This is a genomic window from Rhodococcoides navarretei, assembly GCF_038069675.1.
Taxonomy (GTDB): domain Bacteria; phylum Actinomycetota; class Actinomycetes; order Mycobacteriales; family Mycobacteriaceae; genus Rhodococcoides; species Rhodococcoides navarretei.
Window position 1 is genome coordinate 485,574 of the sequence record NZ_JBBPCN010000001.1, and the last position, 20,744, is coordinate 506,317.

Here is a 20,744-nt window from a genome sequence, read left to right on the forward strand (position 1 = left end):
GCCAAGGTAGCAGCCAAGTGGAGGGATGTCCTCCGCTTATCGGGTGAAACGGACATCGAATGAGTGTGAGAGCGGACACAGCGGCATCGAAGCCCCTACGGGCGGATGCCGAACGCAATCGACGCCGCATCGTGGATGCGGCCCGTGAGCTGTTCGCTTCGCGCGGTATCGACATCACGCTCGACGACGTCGCCGCCCACGCCAAGGTGGGCGTCGGCACCGTGTATCGCCGCTTCTCGTGCAAGGAAGAGCTCATCGACGGCGTCTTCGAGCAGCGCCTTGAGGGGATGCTCGCCAGTGCCGAACGCGCCCTCGAAGCGGAGGATCCCTGGAGTGGCTTGGTGGGTTTTCTCTCGGACGTATGCGAGGAAATGGCCTCCGACCGTGGCCTCGGCGATGTCGTTCTCGGGTCGGACGAGGGCTGCCGCGGCATCGCGGAGGTGCGCCGACGTATCGATCCGTTCTTTGCGAAGATCGTCGATCGCGCCCTCGAATCCGGTCAGCTGCGTCCCGATGTCGCCGTCACCGATTTCTATCCGGTGCTGGGCATGATCGGCTCGACCGTCGAATTCTCCAGCCATGTCGATCCCGCGAACTGGCGTCGGTATTTCACGGTGCTGCTCGACGGCCTTCGCGGTGATTCGGTGCCCAGGACGACGCTTCCGGGTCGTCCGTTCACCGACGACGAAGTGGACGTAGCAAAAGCAGCGATGCATCGTCGTCGGCGCTGATCGGGAGAATCCAAAACAGCCCTATGCCTTGTGTGATGCATCACGTAAGGTGCGTCTCGATAAGTGCTACACGGGGTAGCGCTCACTTGACGACAAGTGATCGACGTTGGGGGTTTCCAGGGTGCGGTACAAGCGTGTGTTCGGTTCGGCTGTGGCAGTAGCCGCAGTGTTCATCGGGGTGGCGGCACCGGCGTCGGCTGCTCCATCCACGGGTTCGACCGTCGAATCCGACTTCTACATTCCCCCGAGCCCGCTGCCCGCCGGTTCTCCCGGTGATGTGCTCCGGGCGGAGCCGTCGCATCTCGCACTTTCGGTGCCCGGAATCGGCGGGCCTCTGCCCGGTGCGGCAACGCGAATCATGTACCGCAGCAACGATTCCAACGGCGAAGCCAATGCCGTCACAGGAACCTACATCGATCCTGCCGCGCCGTGGACAGGGCCCGGCCCGCGTCCGCTCGTTGTCCTCGCCCCGGGAACCCAGGGTCAGGGTGACCAGTGCGCGCCGTCGAAGATGCTGAACAACGTCATCACCTACACCCCGCCGCTCGGCTTCATGGTCGAGTACGAGGTGCTCGCGGCGTATTCGCTTCTGTCCCAGGGCTATGGCGTCGTGATCACCGACTACGAGGGTCTCGGTACCCCCGGTGCGCACACCTACGTCAACCGCGCATCGGAGGCACACGCTGTGCTCGACGCGGCCCGCGCAGCCCAGAAGCTGCAGGGCACCAAGATTTCCGCGGACGGCCCGGTCGCTGCGTACGGCTACTCGCAGGGTGGTGGCGCAGCCGCTGCTGCAGCGGAACTCGCCGATGAGTACGCACCCGAGATGAACCTCGTCGGCACCTACGCGGGCGCACCTCCGGCAGATCTGAAGGCAACCCTCGAGCAGGTCGACGGCACCATCCTCACCGGTGTGATCGGCTACACCCTCAACGGTCTGCTCAACTCCGACCCCGGTCTACTGCCGATCGTCGACGAGAACATCAACGACGCAGGCAAGGCCATGCTGAATCTGGTCGCGAATCAGTGTGTCGGAGAGACGATTCTGAACGTCGGGCTGCACCGCACCAACGAGTACACCAAGACCGGCGAGCCGCTGTCGGTAGTGCTGGACAGATTGCCCGTTGCCCAGGAGATTCTGGCCAAGAACAAGATCGGTGAGCGGACGCCGAACGCGCCGGTACTGATTCAGTCCGGTACGTCCGACGACATCGTGCCCCACGGACAGGCCGTCGGACTGGCCGGTGACTGGTGCGGCAAGGGTGCCACCGTGCAGCTGAGCGCCGCGCAGGTTCCGGCCATCGTCCCGGGTTCCGGTGCCGGACATCTGATTCCGGACATCCTCGGCCTCGGCGAGGCGCAGAACTGGATCAAGGACCGCTTCTACGGAGTCCCGGCACCGTCCAACTGCTGATCGATGGAGCTACGGCCCGCGCGACTCAGCGCGGGCCGTACATGATCACTGCGACGCCGATCAGTGCGATCGAGGACCCGGCGATGTCCCAGCGATCGGGCCGAAAGCCGTCGGCCACCATCGCCCACAGCAGTGATCCTGCAACGAACACCCCGCCGTATGCCGCCAGGATGCGACCGAAATTGGCGTCGGGCTGCAGCGTCGCCACGAAGCCGTAAGCACCGAGGGCGATCACGCCCGCTCCCGCCCACAGCCACCCGCGATGCTCGCGAATGCCCTGCCACACCAGCCATGCCCCACCGATCTCGAACACGGCTGCCACCGCGAACAGCATGACCGACTTCACAATGTTCATGCGACAAAGGCTCCCACAGCGTCGAACAGGTGTAGAAGGATGCGATCGGGGGTACATGACCTCAGGCCCCGCGTCGAGGGCCGAGTCGGTAGGGGTGAGTAGTACATGCGGGACAGTTACACGGAGACGCTCGAGTCGATGGCGTCGAAGTTGTCCGAAATGTCGAGAATTGCCGAAGAGGCAATGGCCGACGCCACCCGAGCATTGCTGACGGCCGATATCGTCCTGGCCGAGCGAACCATCGAATACCGCGAAGAGATCGACATACTCGCGGTCGAATGGGAGCACGGAGCCTTCGGCTTCCTGGCCCTGCAGGCACCCGTAGCTCACGATCTACGACGCGTCGTCTCCGGTATCAACATCGTCGCCGATCTGCAGCGCATGGGCGGTCTGGCCGTGCACATCGCCGAACTTGCTCGTCGTCGCCATCCCGCACACGTACTGCCACCCGAGGTCGAGGGCGTGTTCGAGCAGATGGGGCGAGTTGCCGTCGCGCAGGCCGAGGCGACGCAACGCGTCCTGGAAACCCGAGACGCCGAACTGGCCGACCAACTGCGAATCCAGGATCAGGAAATGGACGAACTGCACCGCAGCCTGTTCATGCTGACCTCCGCACCCGACTGGCCGCACGGCGTGCCGGCCGCAGTGGACATCACGCTGCTCGGACGCTTCTACGAGCGATACTCCGACCACACGGTCGAGGTCGCCAAACGCGTCATCTTCCTGGTGACCGGCGGTCGCCCCACCGACGAGTCATAGTCTGCGCGAACGGCCCGAAGATGGCAGGATCGGCACGATGAAACGTGACGTCTCTGCGTACCTCGATGTCGACGTGACCGAGGCCAGCACCCTCGAGTTCCAGATCGCAATCGCACCGCATCCAGGCACCGATGTATGGGAAGCACTCTCCTTCACGCTCGACGGTCAGCCGATCGAGGCGCAGGAGATCAGCGGTGCTCACGGCACCCGCATCCACAAGATCGACGCCGGCGTCGGCAAGCTCGAGGCGTCGTACTCGGCGACCATCTACGGCAACACCGAGCCCGCTCCGGTCTCCGATTACGACCTCTCGCTGTACCTGCGACCCAGTCGATACTCCGAGGCGGACAAGTTCTTCGGTTTCGCTGCAACGGAATTCGGTTCCTACCCGCCGTCGGAGAAGCTGCTCGCCGAGGTCTCGTCCTGGGTCGGAGCGCGTCTGAGCTACGTACCGGGCAGCAGTGACCCTATCGACGGCGCGGTCGACACCCTCCTCGCCGGTGCCGGTGTGTGTCGCGATTACACCCACCTCGTGGTGGCCCTGCTTCGCGCGGTCAACGTGCCCGCTCGCCTGGTGGCGGTGTACGCACCGGGCTGCGATCCCATGGACTTCCACGCGGTCGCCGAAGCATTCGTCGAAGGCCAATGGCGAGTGGTGGACGCGACGTGCCTCGCACCTCGATCGACCCTGGTGCGCATCGCCACCGGACGCGACGCATCCGACACCGCCTTCCTCGACAACCACGGCGGATCGATCATTCTCAACAGCGCCGTCGTTGGAGCCGTTGTCGATGGCCCCTTGCCCTTCGACGACATCACCCAACTGGTGTCGATCACCTGACCTGCACGCTCCGCCCTGGCACCCGCCATCGCAGGCGTGGCAGGATCGATCGCATGTCTCGCACACTGCACCTCGTCGGCGATCCTGAGGCCGATGCACTGCTCGCCGAGGATCCGTTCGCATTGCTGATCGGCATGCTGCTCGATCAGCAGGTACCGATGGAATCGGCGTTCGCAGGGCCGAAGAAGCTCGTCGATCGTCTCGGGGATCTGAAAGTGGATACCGTCGCCGATGCGGATCCGGACGAATTCGCAGCGTTGTGTGCGCAGACCCCGGCCGTGCATCGGTTCCCGGGCTCGATGGCCAAGCGCATCCAAGGTCTCGCGGCTTACCTGGTCGAGAACTACGACGGCAAGCCGCAGGAAATCTGGACCCGCGACGAACCCGACGGCGCCGAAGTGCTGAAGCGACTCAAAGCGCTTCCCGGCTACGGGGATCAGAAGGCACGCATCTTTCTCGCTCTGCTCGGCAAGCAGATGGACGTCACGCCGGACGGGTGGCGCAAGGCCGCGGGAGCGTACGGCGACGACGGTGCGCGTCGATCCATCGCCGACGTGGTGGACGAGAAGTCGCTGCTCGAGGTTCGCGAGTTCAAGAAGGCAGCGAAAGCCGCAGCCAAGAACAAATAAGTCTGTCGGTGCCGGTCGTTACAGTGACCAGAACTTTCACCGGGGGGCGAGATGACCGAAAGTATCGGTACTTACGAGGGCTGGCTGGCGTCTCTCGACGAGGACGCACTGACCGATCTGCTGCACCGTCGGCCGGACGTGGCCACCGACCCGCCGCCGCGCTCGTTCGGCTTGCTCGCGCAGCTGCTCGGTGCCCCGGCTCGGGTGTCGATGCTGCCGCGTCGACTCGACAGCGGCTCGCTCGCTCTGCTCGAATTGTTCGCGCTCATGGGCGATCTGAGCCGAGCCGAGATCGGGCACTGGGCGAGTGAGGGATCGGTCAACGAGACGCCGCACATCGATGCAGCTCTCGCGACCCTGACGGCCCACGGATTGATCTGGCCGCACTCCTTGCCCGGCGCCGGCACCGTCGAATATTCACCCATCGATCTGTCCGGGGTGTTCTCGCATCCCTTCGGACTTGCGCGCAGGCAGCGAAAGCTGTTCCTGCACTGCGCCGTCGAGCAGGACCGATTGGCTGTGCTGTCCATCCTCGGTATCGATCCGGCGCTCGAGCGAGGGGCGCGCGCAGACGCCGTTGCAGCCGCGATGACGCCCGAACGCATCAGGGCGCTGTTCGACGGCGGGTCGGAGGAGATGCGAGCGATGTTGTCTCGCTTCGTCGATGGCAAGCCGGTGTCACTGATCTTCGACATTCCATCGAGCGCGGGGACGCCTGCCTTCGAGCGGGGATTGCTGTATCGACTGGACGGGCACCGCGTCGAGATGCCGTTGGAGGTGAGCATCGCTCTGCGAGGTGACGGGTGGCGCTTGCCCATCGACCTCACCCCACCGACCTTCGACACCCGCGTGCTCTCGCCCGATGAGGTGCAGCGCAGTCGTTCCATCGCCCTGCTGCAATTCTGCGAACACACGCAGGCGCTACTGACTGCCATCGACACCGACGGACTGACGATGATGAAGACCGGTGGCATCAGCGCCAAGGTTCTTCGGTCGCTGACGAATCGTTTGGGCTTCGCCGACGAACACGACACCGCGTTGATGCTGATGCTGGCACGCGAAGCCGGGCTACTGGCCGAACGTGGCACGACCGGCGTCACGTTGACCTCGGCCTACGAGACATGGTCGACGAGCACCCGAGCCGAACAGGCAGCCACGTTGGTGGCCGCGTGGTGGAGTTCGCCGTTCACACCGACCCACCGGGTGCCGCGTGCGTCCCAGAAGACCGTTCCGGCGCTCAAGAAGATGCTCGACGACCCCGCGGCAGCGGACCTGCGCGCGACGGCGCTGACAGCTCTGCTGCGGTACGAGGACGCCGACTGGCCGGCGACGGTTCTGCGTGATTCCGGGGAGTTCGCCCAGTACCTCGACTGGCACATCCCGGTCGTCTCGACGACTGCCGGGCCCGGGCACATGCACGCGCTGTGGCTGGAGGCCGGCCGACTCGGGATAGTGGCCGACGGTGCGCCCACCGACCTGTGCCGCACTCTCACCGAGTTCCCCGCGGGACGAGACGGTGATCCTGGCGAAATCCGTGCGGTTCTGACAGCCCAGCTGCAGGACATGGCCGAGTGGGTTCCGTTCTCCGTTCGGCTGCTGCCCGATTCGACGGCGGTGGTGACCGGGCCACCCAGTACCGAGGTGGCGTCGATACTCGGCGCGGCCGCACAACCCGAGTCGAGGGACGTCGCATCGGTGTGGCGGTTCACCCCGGCGAGCATCCGCGGATTCTTCGACACGGGCGGCACCGGCGACCAGTTGATCGATGCCTTGACGGCGATGGCCGACACCGACGTTCCTCAGGCGCTGGGGTACACCATCCGGGACTGCTGGCGCACCTACGGCGCACTGGCTGTGCGCAGGATTCCCTGCGCGATCGTCTCCGAGGACGTCGTCCTACTGACGAACATCGAGACCGACGAGTCCCTGGCCGTGCTGCAGTTCCAGCGTCTGGCGCCCACGGTCCTGGTCAGTTCGGCCTCGCCGATCGACACCATCGCCGTGCTCCGCAGGCACGGATACTCCCCGGTGCGACACTCCGACACCGGGCAACTCCAACTCGACAGCACAACTCGGATCCGCGCCGAGGCCACCCGATCGACGCATCGCGCAGTCCACCCGGCGCAGCACCGACGCGAACCACGCGAGCTCGCGCGGCTGCTGCTGGCCGGCACCAGCGGCAGCGTCGACGAGGCACGGGTGCGGTCTGCGCTGGATCCTCTCAGCCGGCTACTGCCGCGGGAGCTGGACCTGTTGACCGACGCCGCGGCACGAGGCACACCCGTCTCGATCGACTATCAGAACTCCAAGGGAGCCATCGTGCGGCACGCGATCTCGGACGCGCTGCAGGACGGCCATTGGTTGTACGCGCTCTCGGAATCGACCGGGAGCCGCGAGAGCTTCGCCATCATGAACATCAGAGCGGTATCCGCCGGCCGACAATGACCGGCGATGCAACAGTGTCCGTGGTCGCCGGTACCCTTTCGGGCGTGGCCCTCTACCGGAAGTACCGTCCTGCGACGTTCGCCGAGGTCGTCGGTCAGGAGCACGTCACCGAGCCGATCAGCGTGGCGTTGGACAGCAACAGAATCAACCACGCCTACCTCTTCTCCGGGCCGCGTGGCTGCGGAAAGACCTCATCCGCGCGCATCCTCGCCCGATCGCTGAACTGCGCCGAAGGTCCGACGTCGACACCCTGCGGTGTGTGCAACTCCTGCGTCGCCCTCGCCCCCGGTGGACCGGGCAACTTCGACGTCGTCGAGATGGACGCAGCCAGCCACGGTGGCGTCGACGATGCTCGTGATCTGCGAGACAAGGCCGTGTACGCCCCGGCCGAATCGCGCTACGTCATCTTCATCATCGACGAGGCACACATGGTGACCCCGGCAGGCTTCAACGCGCTGCTCAAGGTCGTCGAGGAACCGCCCGAGCACCTCGTTTTCATCTTCGCGACCACCGAGCCCGAGAAGGTGCTCCCCACCATCCGCTCGCGTACCCACCACTATCCGTTCCGGCTGCTCGCGCCGTCGACGATGCGCGTGCTGCTGGAGAAGATCTGTGGACAGGAGCAGGTCCCGGTCGAGGATGCGGTCTACCCGCTGGTCATCCGCGCGGGCGGCGGGTCGCCCCGTGACTCGCTCAGCGTCATGGATCAGCTCCTGGCCGGAGCCGGGCCCGAGGGCGTCACCTACCCGCGGGCGCTGTCGCTCCTCGGCGTCACGGACGTCGCACTGATCGACGAAGCAGTCGACGCATTGGCCGCGGGCGACGGCGGCGCACTGTTCGGCACCGTCGACAAGGTGATGGACGCCGGCCACGACCCACGCCGCTTCGCCATCGACCTCCTCGATCGCATGCGAGATCTGATCCTGATGAAAGCCGTGCCCGACGCCGGGGAACGCGGTTTGGTCGACGTGCCGGGCGACGTACTCGAGCGACTGCGTGACGAGGCCGATCTGCTCGGCTCGGCCACGTTGACTCGCTATGCCGAGATCGTGCACTCGGGACTCGGCGAGATGCGCGGTGCCACGGCCCCGCGTCTGCTGCTCGAAGTGATGTGCGCCCGCATGCTGCTGCCCTCGGCCTCCGACGCGGAATCAGCGGTACTGCAACGACTCGAACGGGTGGAACGTCGGCTCGATGTCACTCTCCCGGCGGGCGAGCAGGCTGCGGTCGCCCAGGCAGCCGCGGATCCGACGCGACCGCAGCTGCAACCTTCCGACGAGCCCGCGCCCTCGGGCCCGGCACCGGTGAACAAGTTCCAGCGACCGTCGCAACGCCCACCGGCCGCGGAGCCGGCACCTGCCCCCGTTGCGCCTGTCCCCGTTGCGCCTGCCCCCGTTGCTCCGACACCGGCGGCCTCGGCTCCGGCACCGGCGGCCTCGGCTCCGACACCGGAGCCAGCTCCCACACCGGAGCCAGCTCCCACACCGGAGCCAGCTCCCACACCGGAGCCAGCTCCCACACCCGAACCCGTCGCAACGCCCGAGCCAACGCCTCAGCCGGCCCCGGTGTCCGAGTCGAAGCCGGAACTCGAATCGACTCCAGAGTCCGCGCCGGAACCGGAACCCGCTGCTGCGCAACAGGATTCGGCACCAGTCGCCTCGGTTTCCCACGAAGATTTTCCGCCGGAGCCCGAGGACGATTACGGCCCAGAGCCGGAGCCCGTGTTCGAGCCGCAGCCGGACCCCGTGGCGGCCCCAGCCGCCGCGTCGAGCGAGCCCGACGCCGCCGCGGTTCGAGCGGTGTGGTCCGAGGTGCGCACGAAGGTACGAGAGCGGAGCCGGACCGTCGAGGTGATGCTCTCCGGTGCGTCGGTGCGCGCTGTCGAGAACGGCACCATCACGCTCGGCCACGATTCGGCACCGTTGGCCAAGCGGCTGGAGGAACCCCGCAACGCCGACGTCATCCGCGACGCTCTGCGGGACGTCTTCGGCGTGGAATGGTCGGTGGTGTGTCTGGTCGGTGCCGCGGCACCACCGGAACAGTCATCAGCAAAAAAAGATGAACCGGCAGCGAAACCCGCGTCGCTGCCGAAGTTCTCGAGGCCGAGCCAGGCAGGGGCTCCCCGTCCCACCTCGGACGGCTTCGGATCAGCGGGCGATGGATCCTCGGCGGGCATCGGAGCCGACGACATTCCGATGCCCGAAGCGCCGGACTACCCCGACGAGCCCGAGCCGGTAGGCCCACCGCCCCCGGAGACGCCGGAGGACGAAGAAGAGCTGCTCAAGGCTGCGGCCGAACCGGCGGATCCGACGGTTCGCCGGGACCCGGAAACCGTCGCGATGGAGTTGCTGGTCAGTGAACTGGGAGCGGTACCGCTCAAAGAGACCTGATTCAGCCGACGGTGAGGTCCTCGTTGTCGGCGAATACCAACCGGCCACTGTCGAGTGCCACGGCCCAGCGCCTGGCTACTGCCCATTCCCTCGACGTGGTGTCGGGAGTCTGCACGCCGAAGTCTTCGACGATCGCTCCGGTTTCGTAGGCGTCCTGAGCGGACTTATCATCGGCGTCGGGGGTGTGAATGCGTACTTTGACGCGAGCGCCCACGCTCAGTTCGTTGTCGGTTTCCATGGTCGGTCTTCTTCCAAGTTCGGTAGATCTGATCCTTGGGAGTGTCCCACGGACAGGTCGTTCAAACCCGAACCGGAGCGTCGGGTCATGCACCACGCTCGTTTCGGTCCTTACGCCGGATCTTCTCGCGGCCCTACTCTGACATGAGCTGAGGTCTGCCATGGCCTCACACCGATGCGGTCGGCCGCGACGGCGACCGCGAGAAGATCGAGTATCTGGAAGGAACTGCGCGCTGTGACTACAGAGGCATTCATTTATGAAGCCATCAGGACTCCCCGAGGCAAAGGAAAGAACGGCTCCCTGCACTCGGTGAAGCCGATTTCCCTGGTGACCGGCCTGATCGACGAGCTTCGTCGACGTTTCCCCGACATGGACGAGAACCGGATCTCCGATCTCATCCTCGGCGTGGTCTCACCCGTCGGAGATCAGGGTGCGGATATCGCGCGCACGGCAGTGCTCGCGGCAAAGATGCCCGACACCGTCGGCGGCTTCCAGCTCAACCGCTTCTGCGCGTCCGGCCTCGAGGCCGTCAACCTGGCCGCGCAGAAGGTGCGCTCGGGCTGGGACGAGCTGGTCATCGCCGGTGGCGTCGAATCGATGTCGCGCGTACCGATGGGCAGTGACGGCGGCGCGTGGGCCATGGACCCCGTCACCAACTACGACACCTACTTCGCCCCGCAGGGCATCGGTGCCGATCTCATCGCCACCATCGAGGGGTTCAGCCGCGAGGACGTCGACGCCTATGCCGTGCAGTCGCAGGAGCGCGCCGCAGCGGCGTGGTCCGGTGGCTACTTCGCCAAGTCCGTCGTTCCTGTCACCGATCAGAACGGTCTGCTCATCCTCGATCAGGACGAGCACATGCGTCCGGGCAGCACCGTGGAATCGCTCGGCAAGCTGAACCCGGCCTTCACCGGTATCGCGGCCATGGGCGGGTTCGACGATGTCGCGCTGCAGAAGTACCACTGGGTCGAGAAGATCGATCACGTGCACACCGGCGGTAACAGCTCCGGCATCGTCGACGGCGCAGCACTCGTCCTCGTCGGCAGCGAGCAGGCCGGTAAGGACCTGAACCTGGTGCCGAGGGCGCGCATCGTCGCGACCGCCACCAGTGGTGCCGATACGACCATCATGCTGACCGGGCCCACCCCGGCGTCGAAGAAGGTTCTCGCGACCGCGGGCCTGACCGTCGACGACATCGATCTCTTCGAGCTCAACGAGGCGTTCGCCTCCGTGGTGCTGCGTTTCCAGAAGGATCTGAACATCCCGAACGAGAAGCTCAACGTCAACGGCGGTGCGATCGCCATGGGCCACCCGCTGGGAGCCACCGGAGCCATGATCACCGGCACCGTGCTCGACGAGCTCGAGCGCCGCGGCGGTCGATACGCGTTGATCACCCTGTGCATCGGCGGCGGCATGGGCGTCGCCACCATCATCGAGCGAGTCTGAGGTATTACGATGTCTGACAACATGATTCAGTGGGACCAGGACGCCGACGGCATTGTCGTCCTGACGATGGACGACCCCAACCAGGGCGCCAACACGATGAACCAGCTGTACAAGGACTCGATGGGTGCCACCGTCGATCGGCTCGAGGCCGAGGTCGACTCCATCACCGGCGTCGTGATCACCTCCGCCAAGAAGACGTTCTTCGCCGGTGGCGACCTGCACACCCTCATCTCCGCTCAGCCCGAGGACGCCCAGCGGGTGTTCGACGAGGTCCAGGAAGTCAAGGCTCAGCTGCGCCGCATCGAGAAGCTCGGTAAGCCGGTCGTGTCCGCCATCAACGGTGCGGCACTCGGCGGCGGACTCGAAATCGCGCTGGCGACGCATCACCGCATCGCGGCCAACGTGTCCGGCGTGCAGATCGGTCTGCCCGAGGTGTCGCTCGGGCTGCTCCCCGGCGGCGGCGGTGTCACTCGTGTGACGCGTCTGCTCGGCATCCAGACCGCCTTCATGTCCGTCCTCGCGCAGGGCACCCGGTTCCGTCCGGAGAAGGCACTCGAGATCGGCTTGATTCACGAATTGGTCGGCAGCGTCGAGGAATTGGTGCCCAGCGCCAAGGCGTGGATCAAGGCCAACCCCGAGGGTGGCGTCGCACCGTGGGACGTCAAGGGTTACAAGATCCCCGGCGGCACGCCGTCGAATCCGAAGCTCGCCCAGATTTTGCCTGCCTTCCCGTCCAACCTGCGCAAGCAGATCAAGGGTGCCCCGATGCCGGCTCCGCGCGCAATTCTCGCGGCGGCCGTCGAAGGTGCGCAGGTCGATTTCGACAATGCATCCACCATCGAGTCGCGGTACTTCACCGAGCTGGTCACCGGCCTGGTGTCCAAGAACATGATTCAGGCGTTCTTCTTCGATCTGCAGGCGATCAACGCCGGCAAGTCTCGCCCCGACGGCATCGAGAAGACCACCTTCACCAAGGTCGCGGTTCTCGGCGCAGGCATGATGGGCGCGGGCATCGCCTACGTGTGCGCCAAGGCCGGAATCGACGTGGTGCTCAAGGACGTTGCCCTCGAGTCGGCACAGAAGGGCAAGGCGTACTCCGAGGCCATCGAGGCCAAGGCACTCTCGCGTGGCAAGACCACCCAGGAGAAGTCCGACGCTCTGCTCGCGCGTATCCACCCGACCGCCGACGCCAAGGACGTCGAAGGCGCAGACCTCGTCATCGAGGCCGTCTTCGAGTCGGAAGAGCTGAAGCAGAAGGTGTTCCAGGAGATCGAGGACCTCGTCGATCCGACGGCGCTGCTCGGTTCCAACACCTCGACGTTGCCCATCACGAGCTTGGCTCAGGGCATCAAGCGTCAGGAAGACTTCATCGGAATCCACTTCTTCTCACCCGTGGACAAGATGCCGCTGGTGGAGATCATTCGCGGCGAGAAGACCTCGGATGCTGCCTTGGCCAAGGCATTCGACTTGGTGCAGCTCATCAAGAAGACTCCGATCGTCGTCAACGACAGTCGCGGCTTCTTCACCTCTCGCGTGATCGGCACGTTCATCAACGAGGCCATCGCGATGTTGGGCGAGGGCGTCGAGCCGTCGACCATCGAGCAGGCCGGTCTGCAGGCCGGCTACCCGGCTGCGCCGCTGCAGCTCTCGGACGAGCTGACGCTCAACCTGATGCAGAAGATCCGCAAGGAAACCTACGACGCCATCAAGGCTGCCGGTGGAACTCCGCCCGAGGATCCGGCCGGCGAGGTCATCGACAAGATGGTCGACGAGTTCGAGCGTCCGTCGAAGGCCAAGGGCGCGGGCTTCTACGAGTACGAGGACGGCAAGCGCGCCGGCCTGTGGCCCGGACTGCGTGATGCCTTCAAGTCGGGCTCGGCGGACATCCCGTTCGAGGACCTCAAGGAACGCATGCTGTTCATCGAGGCCATCGAGACGCAGAAGTGCTTCGACGAGGGTGTGCTCAACACCACCGCCGACGCGAACATCGGCTCGATCTTCGGCATCGGCTTCCCCGCGTGGACCGGAGGCGTGCACCAGTACGTCGTCGGCTACCCGGGAGGTCAGGCCGGATTCGTCGCTCGTGCAGACGAGTTGGCGAAGAAGTACGGCGAGCGTTTCCAGGTTCCCGCCTCGCTGCGCTGACCCCATGTGAACGGAACTTCGTAGCCCACTACGAAGTTCCGTTCACATGCGCGTAGCGCTCAACCGCGATGCGCGATCAACCTCTCGGCGCCGTCTGTGAATTGTTGCTTCATCAATTCGCAGGCGGCGTCGATGTCGTTTCGAACGAGAGCGTCGATGAGTTCCTCGTGGTTGCGGACTGCTGCCCGTCCCCACTCACGGTCGGTGGCGTACAGGCGGGTGGGGGTGTAGCGGGTGGCGTTGTTGAGGAACCACGCCAGCTTCGCTGATTCGGCCAGTCGATTCAGCACGCGGTGGAACTCGAATTCACAGTTCTCCACGTCCTCCGGCTTGCCGTTCTCGACGGCGATCGACAGCGCTGCGGTGAGCTCGGCCAGCCGGTCGAGCTCGGCGTCGGTGATCTTCGGCGCAGCACGGCGCACCAGCTCGACGGCAATCCGCCCCTGTAGCCAGAAGATGTCGACGATGTCCTCCGGTGTCAGCGGCGACACCCTGTATCCGCGATGCGGGACGAGTTCGACGATGCCCTCGCCCCGCAGCGTCAGCAGCGCCTCACGGACCGGAGTGACACTGACACCGAGTTCCGCGGCCGTCTCGTCGAGGCGAATGAAGTCGCCCGGGCTCACTTCCCCGGACATGATGCGGTGCCTGACGTGGCTGGCGACTTCCTCGGACAACTGGGGCCGTCGCCGCAGAGCCGTCCGCTTCTCAACCATTCCGAAAGCCAATCACACGGCGGGCTTCGTGCGCAGGAGCACCTGCGCGACCGGTTCGACGACTCGGGCCGCAATGGGCCCCAAGACGGCCATCAGCAGCACGTACGCAGTCGCCAGAGCGGCCAGCTCTCCGTCCACCGCGCCTGCGGCCACGGCGAGTCCGGCGATGACGATGGAGAACTCACCGCGCGCCACCAACGCCGCACCCGCGCGTAGTCGGCCCGGTCTCCCGATTCCCTGACGCCCCGCCGCCCACCAGCCCGTCGCGATCTTCGTGACCGCTGTGGCCACCGCGAGCACGACGGCCCAACCCAACACCGGGGGAATGGTGGCCGGATCGGTAGCGAGACCGAACACCACGAAGAACATGGCCGCGAACAGGTCGCGCAACGGTTCGAGCACGCGGGCGGCGTTGTCGGCCGTCGAGCCGGAGATCGCGATACCGAGCAGGAATGCCCCGACTGCGGCCGAGACCTGCAGTTCCGACGCGATGCCTGCGACCAACAGGGCGGCACCGAGGACGTTGAGCAGCATGACCTCCCGGTCCTTGCTGTCGAGCAGGGCGGAGACCGCATTGCCGTAGCGCAGAGCGACGACCAGGACGATCGTCACCACCAGTAGGGAGATTCCCAGGGCTTCGAGACCGCCGAGGAAACTGGCACCCATCAGAACCGTGGTCAGGATGGGCAGGTAGATCGCCATCGCGAGGTCCTCGAACACCAGGATGGACAGCACGACGGGCGTTTCGCGGTTGCCGAGTCGGCCCAGATCGGTGAGGACTTTGGCGATGATGCCCGACGACGAGATGTAGGTGACGCCGCCCATCACCAGTGCCCCGACTGCGCCCCAGCCGAGCAGCAGCGCGACCATCGCGCCCGGTGTGAAATTCAGGACGATGTCCACCAGTCCCGCCATCCAGGATCGACGCAGGCCGGTGACGAGTTCGGCGGCGGTGTATTCGAGTCCGAGGAGAAGCAGCAACAAGATGACGCCGATTTCGCTGGCGAGCTCACTGAACTCGCCGATGCCGCCGAGGTCGACGATGCCGCCGTTGCCGAAGGCGAGACCGCCGAGCAGATAGAACGGGATGGGGGAGATGCCGATTCTGCCCGCGAGACGAGCGAGAAGTCCGAGAACGAAGAACACTGCACCCAGCTCGGTGAGGGCGAGTGCTCTCTCGGCCATTGCTCAGCCCCGGCTGATCTCAGGCATTGCCGAGTAGCTTCGTGGCTGCGTCGAGTCCGTCTGCGGTACCTACAGCGACCAGCAGATCGCCGGCGGCCAGCATGAAGTCGGGGGTGGGGGACGGTTGTACCTGGCCGGCGCGCATGACAGCGACGACCGATACTCCGGTCTTGGTGCGCATGGCGGTGTCGCCGAGTGTGCGGCTGACGAACCGCGAATTCGCACGGATGGGAAGTTGGCGAGTGTTGATTCCGGGGAGGTCGCGATGCTCTTCCCCGAGCTGAGCGATGAGTTGCGGCGACCCGAGCAGATTGCCCAGGGCCGCCGCTTCCTCATTGCTCAACGTGATGGACGCCTGCGTCGCATCGGGGTCGTCCTTGCGCGAGACGATCAACTCGTTCGCGCCGTCCTTGCGGGTAATGACGCCTATGCGGCGCCCGGAAGCGAGGGCGAAATCCTTACGCACCCCGATTCCCGGCAGCAGGGTCACTTCGACGTTCATGGCCGAAATGCTAGCCCTGCACGTAGTGCGCTACCTGCAGAATCAGGATGCGACGGCAGCCAGGAGGGCTTCGCGCTGGTTTGCGCCGAGGCCACCGATGCGGCGGGTATCGGCGATGGACAGCTGCTCGAGCAGCTGTGCGGCGCGCACGGAACCAACACCCGGAAGGGCCTTGATCAGGGCGGACACCTTGGTCTTCTTGACGATCTCGTCGTTCTCCGCCTTGGCGAGAACGTCAGCGACGCTGAGTTCGCCGGACTTGACGGACGCGAGCAGCTTCGACCGCGCAGTGCGTGCCTCGGCCGCCTTGGCCAGCGCCGCGGTGCGCTGTTCCGGTGTCAATACTGGTAAAGCCATGGCCTGTTCTCCTCGATTGTGGTGACCCGTCGCTCGTTGACAGGTCTCGACCCTCTTGCATCGTGCCTGGTGGCTCTCCCAATCTAACCGAACAACACGACTGTCATTCCGGTCGAGCCACCGAACCTTCTCCGCCAGGCTACGTCCTATCCGATTCGGGGTGTGCCCCGACCAGCACTTCGGCCCCCTGTCGGCCTTCGAAGGCCGTCGTGTATCGGGCATGTCCGACGCCTCCTCTAGCGTCTGTCGGGCAGGTATGGGCGACTGCAGTGCGTCCCCGGATCGACGGCCGCGCCGTACCCGAACGGGCGGTTGGATTGTTACTCTGGCTACATGCTGCGCACCGGACAACTGCTGGCCGCACTGGTGACGTCGATTCTTCTCGTCGGCGCGGGGACCGCGACCGCTGCTCCGATCAATGTTCCGTGGTCGCCGGACGACGCGCTCGATTCCGAAGTGAGCTTCGAGTCCGGTGGCATCACCTTCCACGGCAGCCTTCGCACGCCGGTAGGCGATACCCGCGGCGTCGCTCTGGTGCTGCCGGGCAGCGGGCCGACCGATCGCAACGGCAACTCGGGTGATCTGCAGCTGAACACGACCGCGTACGTTGCCGACGAGCTGTCCAGGCGCGGGATTGCGAGCCTGCGATTCGACAAGCTCGGCAGTGGCCGCACCGGACTGGCCGGTGTGGATCCCAACAACCCTCCCGGCTTCGACGCGCAGGTCGACAATGCTGCGGACGCACTGGCGTTCCTGCAACAGCGGACCGGTGTCGGGGCGGACCGAACGACGGTGATCGGGCACAGCGAGGGCGCGCTGACGGCTCTGCGCCTGGCCGATGCCGACAGTGCGGCGATCGCGAATGTCGGTTTGCTCGAGCCGTTGTCGATCCGCTACCTCGACCTGCTGACCGCGCAGGTCGATCGCAACATCGACGAGGCCGTGGCGACGGGCCAGTTCACCGAGGACCAGGCCGCGTCGTCTCGGAATCGTTTTTCCCAGGCCGTCGCCGATATCCGTGCGGGACGACCGTTGTCCGCCGAGCCCGACCCCATCGTCGACGGTCTTGGACTGCGGCAGAACGCCGTGTTCCTGCGTGAAGCGGATGTCACGGACCCGGCGAATCTGGCTGCCGCACTTCCGGACTCGTACTCCACGTTCCTGACCTGCTCGGACAAGGACCTCAACGTCTCCTGCGGCCAGGTCGACAACGTCCGAGTGGCCCTGGCGCACACCGACCTCGACTTCGCACACTTCGCCAACAGCTCGCACACGTTGGGCGAGCTCGGCCCGCTACCCGCGGATCCGAACACCGCTCTGGCACCGCTGCCGCTCTCGTGGGAGTTTCGCGATGCGTTCGGCCGGTGGGTGGACGGACTGTGACCCGGCGAGTTCGCAGTTACGTCGCCGCCACCGGACAACTGCGATGGGTGCCCAGATCTCGCGGGCTGTACCCGACGGGATAGCCGGGGTAGGTCTTGTTCGACGGGTCGGCGGTGGCCCGCGATTGCGTTCGCTTGGGTAGGAATCGCTCCACCCGCGCTCGGGCACGCAGCGCGCGTACGGCCACTCGCTCGACCGTCGGCGAGCCTGCGGGGAAGCCGAAGGCACCGGCCATCCGGTCGTCCAACAGTGCGAACACTCCCTGCTGCACGGCTGGGGTCAGCGCAGCGGGGTACCAGGAGCAGTACAGGTCGAGGGTGTACGTGCCGATCCGGCGATTGTCCTCGCTGAAGCGGAACGTCCGCTCTTCGTAGTCGAGCTTGAATTGCGCGAACTCGGTGTACGACTCGGGAATGTGCTTGATACCCATTCGCTTTCCCACTTCGGAGTAGAAGTGGAAGGTGGCGAGTCGTTCCTTGGGGTGCAGCCGGCGCCAACCGTAGGTATCGATCCACTCGATGGGTTCGTAGATGAACGTCGTCAGTACGTAGAGCATGTCGTCGTTGGAGATGTCGTACTGCGCGTGCATCCGGTTGACCGTGCGCAGCGACTCCCGACCCCGCTCGGAGTCGTAGCCGTGCTCGAGCATCTCGGACATCAGTAGCGCGGTGTCGTCGTAGCGCTTCTGGGGCCGCTTCTCGAACTCGCCGGTTCGCGCGAGCAATTCCGAGATACTCGGCACGCAGTACGTGCGGAACAACGCGAACTCGAGGGCGCGCTGGTAGTCCCACGGGAACTCGTACCCGGCCGTGATGCGGTGGATCGTGTGGCAATCTCGGACCGGATCGAGTTCCTCGATGCGCCGTAGCCAACCGAAGCGCCCCTTCTTCGGCGAGACGTCCATTGGTCAGCCCCGTCCGTGACGAAGCCTCAGCGCCAGTACGGAGAGTTTCATGTTGCGCGCCTTGCGCTTCATCGTCAGCAGGTTCACAGGTGCTGCGAAACTCTGTACTGTCAACGATTTGACGGTACTGAACTCGCGCAAGCCGTCGGCCCCGTGGATGCGGCCGAAGCCCGAATCGCCGGTGCCACCGAACGGCAGCGCCGGAACACCGGCGAAGCCGAGAACCGAATTGACCGTCACCACACCGCAATCGAGCTTCTCGGCGGCGCGCCTACCCACTGCGCTGTCCTGGGTGAACACCGACGCTCCCAGTCCGTACTTCGACGCGTTGGCTCGCTCGATGGCCTCGTCCAGATCTCGCACCTTGTTGACCACGACGGTCGGGCCGAAGGTCTCCTCGGTGATGGCCGTGGAGTCCTCGGGCACGTCGGTCAGGATCACCGGGTCGATGTACGGTCCGTGCAGCGAATCGAGGCCGCCCACAACGGCTTTGCCGCCCTTGGCCAGGGCGTCCTCGATCTGGCCTCGGACGATCTCGCTCTGCTTGCCCAGGGTCATCGGACCGTAGGACGAGGTCTTCGTTCCGCCGGGCTTCAGCGCCTGGACGGCGGTGGTGAAGTCGGCGACGAAGCGGTCGTACACCGGAGCGGCGACGTAGATGCGTTCGACGCCCGCGCAGGTCTGGCCCGCGTTGCCCATCGCGCCGAACGTCGCGAATTCCACTGCGGCAGCGATGTTGGCGTCTGCGTCGACGAGCATCGCGTCCTTGCCGCCGCACTCGGCGACGAGTGGGGTCAGCGACTTCGCGCAGGTGGCCATGACCTTCTTGGCGGTGGCGGTGGACCCGGTGAACGCGATCTTGTCGACGCCGGATTCGACGAGGGCGGTGCCGGTGGATCCGTCGCCCGTGATCGTCTGGAACACCGGGTGCGGAGCGGCCAGTGACTGCCACTTCTCGGCCAACCAGGTACCGACGCCCGGCGTCAGTTCGCTCGGCTTGAACACCACGGTGTTGCCGGCTGCGAGGGCGTACGCGATGGAACCCATCGGTGTGTAGAGCGGGTAGTTCCAGGGGCCGATGACTCCGACGACGCCGAACGGGCGGTAGCCGACGTAGGCCTTCTGGTTCACGGCGAGCAGGCCGGATCCGACCTTGCGTTGCTTCAGCGTCTTCTCGGCGTTGCGTGCCGCCCAATCGATGTGTTCGACGCCCAGCATGACCTCGAGCAGGGAGTCCTCGTCGGGCTTGCCGGTTTCCGCGGCGATGACCGCGGCGAGGCTCGGGGCGTCGCGGGCGATCGCGGACTTGAACTCCAGCAGCCACCGCATGCGGCCCTCGAAGCCCTGCGCGTCCCACCATCGCGCGGCCGATCGGGCGCGAGCGACGGCGATGCCGACCTCTCCGGTGCCCGCGATCGGATACGTGGCGAGTGCGACACCTGTTCTGGGGTCGAGGCTTTCGAAGGTGCTCTCGTTCGTTCGTTCGATCTGGTCCGTCACGGGCTCTATCCTCCAGCAGATCGCATCACATATATTTGATGTGATTCAATGTTGTCCAGGACACACTATGCGTCACTTCGGATTGCTACAACCCCCGCCGTCCGACCGTTCAGGAGCAAGTGCAGGAGTGGTTCCATGAGCACCGATCTCACTCGCGCCGCATCGCCCGAGCGACCGATTCCGCGTCGGCCGCAGCTGTCCGAGGATGTCGCTGGGAGTATTCGCCAGCGGATCGTCACCGGAGTGCTGCAGCCCGGCTCGTTCGTACGCATCGACGAGGCAGCGTCCGAGCTCGGGGTCAGCGCGACTCCTGTTCGGGAGGCACTCGTCGCGTTGCGAGGTGAGGGGCTGGTCGAACAGGTGCCCCATCGTGGCTACCGCGTGAACGAGTTGTCGCCGCAGGACGTGGACGACATCTTCTGGCTGCAGGGCACCATCGCCGGCGCGCTCGCCGGCCGAGCAGCCGACAACATCACCGCCGAGCATCTCGGCCGGTTGACTGCGCTCAACGACGGTCTGCGCGCCGCCGTGGCGCGCTCCGACACCGAATCGGTGGAGTACTACGAGTTCGAGTTCCACCGACTCGTCAACAAGATCGCAGGCGGAACCAAGCTGGCGTGGTTCTTGCTCGGCGCAGTCAGATACACCCCGCGGGTGTACGCGACCGACAGGCAGTGGGGTGACGACGCCGTGCGCAGCCACGAAGAACTGATCGAGGCCTTCGAACGACGCGACGCCGAGGCCGCCGACGACGTGATGCGCCGACAGTTCCGGCAGTGGGACATCGTCTAGGACGACCCACTG

Annotated in this window: 19 protein-coding genes; 11 read left to right on the forward strand and 8 right to left on the reverse strand. The window is 65.6% G+C overall.

Annotated elements, in window-relative coordinates; all coding sequences use genetic code 11:
• The first annotated feature begins 59 nt into the window (after nt 1-59).
• Nucleotides 60-731 carry a TetR/AcrR family transcriptional regulator gene (locus tag AABD04_RS02385; RefSeq protein ID WP_341440104.1) on the forward strand — a complete coding sequence of 224 codons (672 nt, stop codon included), beginning with the start codon at nt 60-62 and terminating at the stop codon, nt 729-731.
• A 136-nt stretch (nt 732-867) separates the two neighbouring features.
• Nucleotides 868-2,145 carry a lipase family protein gene (locus AABD04_RS02390; protein WP_374640480.1) on the forward strand — a complete coding sequence of 426 codons (1,278 nt, stop codon included), beginning with the start codon at nt 868-870 and terminating at the stop codon, nt 2,143-2,145.
• 25 nt (nt 2,146-2,170) lie between these two features.
• Here AABD04_RS02390 and AABD04_RS02395 read toward each other — a convergent pair whose 3' ends face one another.
• Nucleotides 2,171-2,500 (reverse strand): YnfA family protein, encoded by a 330-nt coding sequence (locus tag AABD04_RS02395; RefSeq protein WP_094612013.1) that lies wholly within the window; start codon nt 2,498-2,500, stop codon nt 2,171-2,173.
• 105 nt (nt 2,501-2,605) lie between these two features.
• On the opposite strand from AABD04_RS02395, the gene phoU reads away from it, so the two are divergent.
• From phoU to AABD04_RS02420, 5 genes are read left to right on the forward strand one after another with little or no spacing between them, the layout of a single operon-like run.
• The gene (phoU, locus tag AABD04_RS02400; RefSeq protein ID WP_243594260.1) at nt 2,606-3,259 is read left to right on the forward strand and encodes a phosphate signaling complex protein PhoU; all 654 of its coding nucleotides are present in this window, start codon (nt 2,606-2,608) and stop codon (nt 3,257-3,259) included.
• Nucleotides 3,260-3,296: 37 nt separating this feature from the next.
• On the forward strand, nt 3,297-4,100 hold the full coding sequence (locus AABD04_RS02405; protein ID WP_341440105.1) for a transglutaminase-like domain-containing protein: 804 nt from the start codon (nt 3,297-3,299) through the stop codon (nt 4,098-4,100).
• A gap of 53 nt (nt 4,101-4,153) precedes the next feature.
• On the forward strand, nt 4,154-4,729 hold the full coding sequence (locus tag AABD04_RS02410; protein WP_341440106.1) for an HhH-GPD-type base excision DNA repair protein: 576 nt from the start codon (nt 4,154-4,156) through the stop codon (nt 4,727-4,729).
• A 51-nt stretch (nt 4,730-4,780) separates the two neighbouring features.
• Entirely contained in the window at nt 4,781-7,174 is a 2,394-nt protein-coding gene (locus AABD04_RS02415; protein ID WP_341440107.1) for a helicase-associated domain-containing protein, read from the forward strand.
• A gap of 44 nt (nt 7,175-7,218) precedes the next feature.
• Complete coding sequence (locus tag AABD04_RS02420; RefSeq protein ID WP_341440108.1) at nt 7,219-9,564, forward strand: DNA polymerase III subunit gamma and tau; 2,346 nt, start codon at nt 7,219-7,221, stop codon at nt 9,562-9,564.
• Nucleotide 9,565: 1 nt separating this feature from the next.
• Here the strand turns inward: AABD04_RS02420 and AABD04_RS02425 are convergent, their stop codons facing one another.
• Complete coding sequence (locus AABD04_RS02425) at nt 9,566-9,802, reverse strand: hypothetical protein (RefSeq protein WP_243611152.1); 237 nt, start codon at nt 9,800-9,802, stop codon at nt 9,566-9,568.
• A 234-nt stretch (nt 9,803-10,036) separates the two neighbouring features.
• Here AABD04_RS02425 and AABD04_RS02430 point away from each other — a divergent pair, with 234 nt between their 5' ends.
• On the forward strand, nt 10,037-11,248 hold the full coding sequence (locus tag AABD04_RS02430; protein WP_032395308.1) for an acetyl-CoA C-acetyltransferase: 1,212 nt from the start codon (nt 10,037-10,039) through the stop codon (nt 11,246-11,248).
• Nucleotides 11,249-11,257: 9 nt separating this feature from the next.
• Nucleotides 11,258-13,393, forward strand: a complete 2,136-nt coding sequence (locus AABD04_RS02435) for a 3-hydroxyacyl-CoA dehydrogenase NAD-binding domain-containing protein (protein WP_341440109.1) — start codon at nt 11,258-11,260, stop codon at nt 13,391-13,393.
• 59 nt (nt 13,394-13,452) lie between these two features.
• Here the strand turns inward: AABD04_RS02435 and AABD04_RS02440 are convergent, their stop codons facing one another.
• From AABD04_RS02440 to mihF, 4 genes are read right to left on the reverse strand one after another with little or no spacing between them, the layout of a single operon-like run.
• The gene (locus AABD04_RS02440) at nt 13,453-14,109 is read right to left on the reverse strand and encodes a GntR family transcriptional regulator (RefSeq protein WP_341440110.1); all 657 of its coding nucleotides are present in this window, start codon (nt 14,107-14,109) and stop codon (nt 13,453-13,455) included.
• 12 nt (nt 14,110-14,121) lie between these two features.
• Nucleotides 14,122-15,294, reverse strand: a complete 1,173-nt coding sequence (locus AABD04_RS02445; protein WP_341440111.1) for a cation:proton antiporter — start codon at nt 15,292-15,294, stop codon at nt 14,122-14,124.
• A 19-nt stretch (nt 15,295-15,313) separates the two neighbouring features.
• On the reverse strand, nt 15,314-15,796 hold the full coding sequence (locus tag AABD04_RS02450) for a cation:proton antiporter regulatory subunit (RefSeq protein WP_341440112.1): 483 nt from the start codon (nt 15,794-15,796) through the stop codon (nt 15,314-15,316).
• 42 nt (nt 15,797-15,838) lie between these two features.
• Nucleotides 15,839-16,153 (reverse strand): integration host factor, actinobacterial type, encoded by a 315-nt coding sequence (gene mihF, locus AABD04_RS02455; protein ID WP_008712632.1) that lies wholly within the window; start codon nt 16,151-16,153, stop codon nt 15,839-15,841.
• Nucleotides 16,154-16,486: 333 nt separating this feature from the next.
• On the opposite strand from mihF, the gene AABD04_RS02460 reads away from it, so the two are divergent.
• Complete coding sequence (locus tag AABD04_RS02460; RefSeq protein ID WP_341440113.1) at nt 16,487-17,536, forward strand: alpha/beta hydrolase; 1,050 nt, start codon at nt 16,487-16,489, stop codon at nt 17,534-17,536.
• Between the two features lie 16 nt (nt 17,537-17,552).
• On the opposite strand, the gene AABD04_RS02465 is transcribed toward AABD04_RS02460, so the two are convergent.
• Nucleotides 17,553-18,440: an oxygenase MpaB family protein gene (locus tag AABD04_RS02465; RefSeq protein ID WP_341440114.1), complete on the reverse strand. Its 888-nt coding sequence runs from the start codon at nt 18,438-18,440 to the stop codon at nt 17,553-17,555.
• Between the two features lie 3 nt (nt 18,441-18,443).
• Entirely contained in the window at nt 18,444-19,940 is a 1,497-nt protein-coding gene (locus tag AABD04_RS02470) for an aldehyde dehydrogenase family protein (protein WP_341440115.1), read from the reverse strand.
• A 135-nt stretch (nt 19,941-20,075) separates the two neighbouring features.
• Between AABD04_RS02470 and AABD04_RS02475 the strand changes: the two genes are divergently transcribed.
• Nucleotides 20,076-20,732, forward strand: a complete 657-nt coding sequence (locus AABD04_RS02475) for a GntR family transcriptional regulator (protein WP_341440116.1) — start codon at nt 20,076-20,078, stop codon at nt 20,730-20,732.
• The last annotated feature ends 12 nt before the right edge of the window (nt 20,733-20,744 follow it).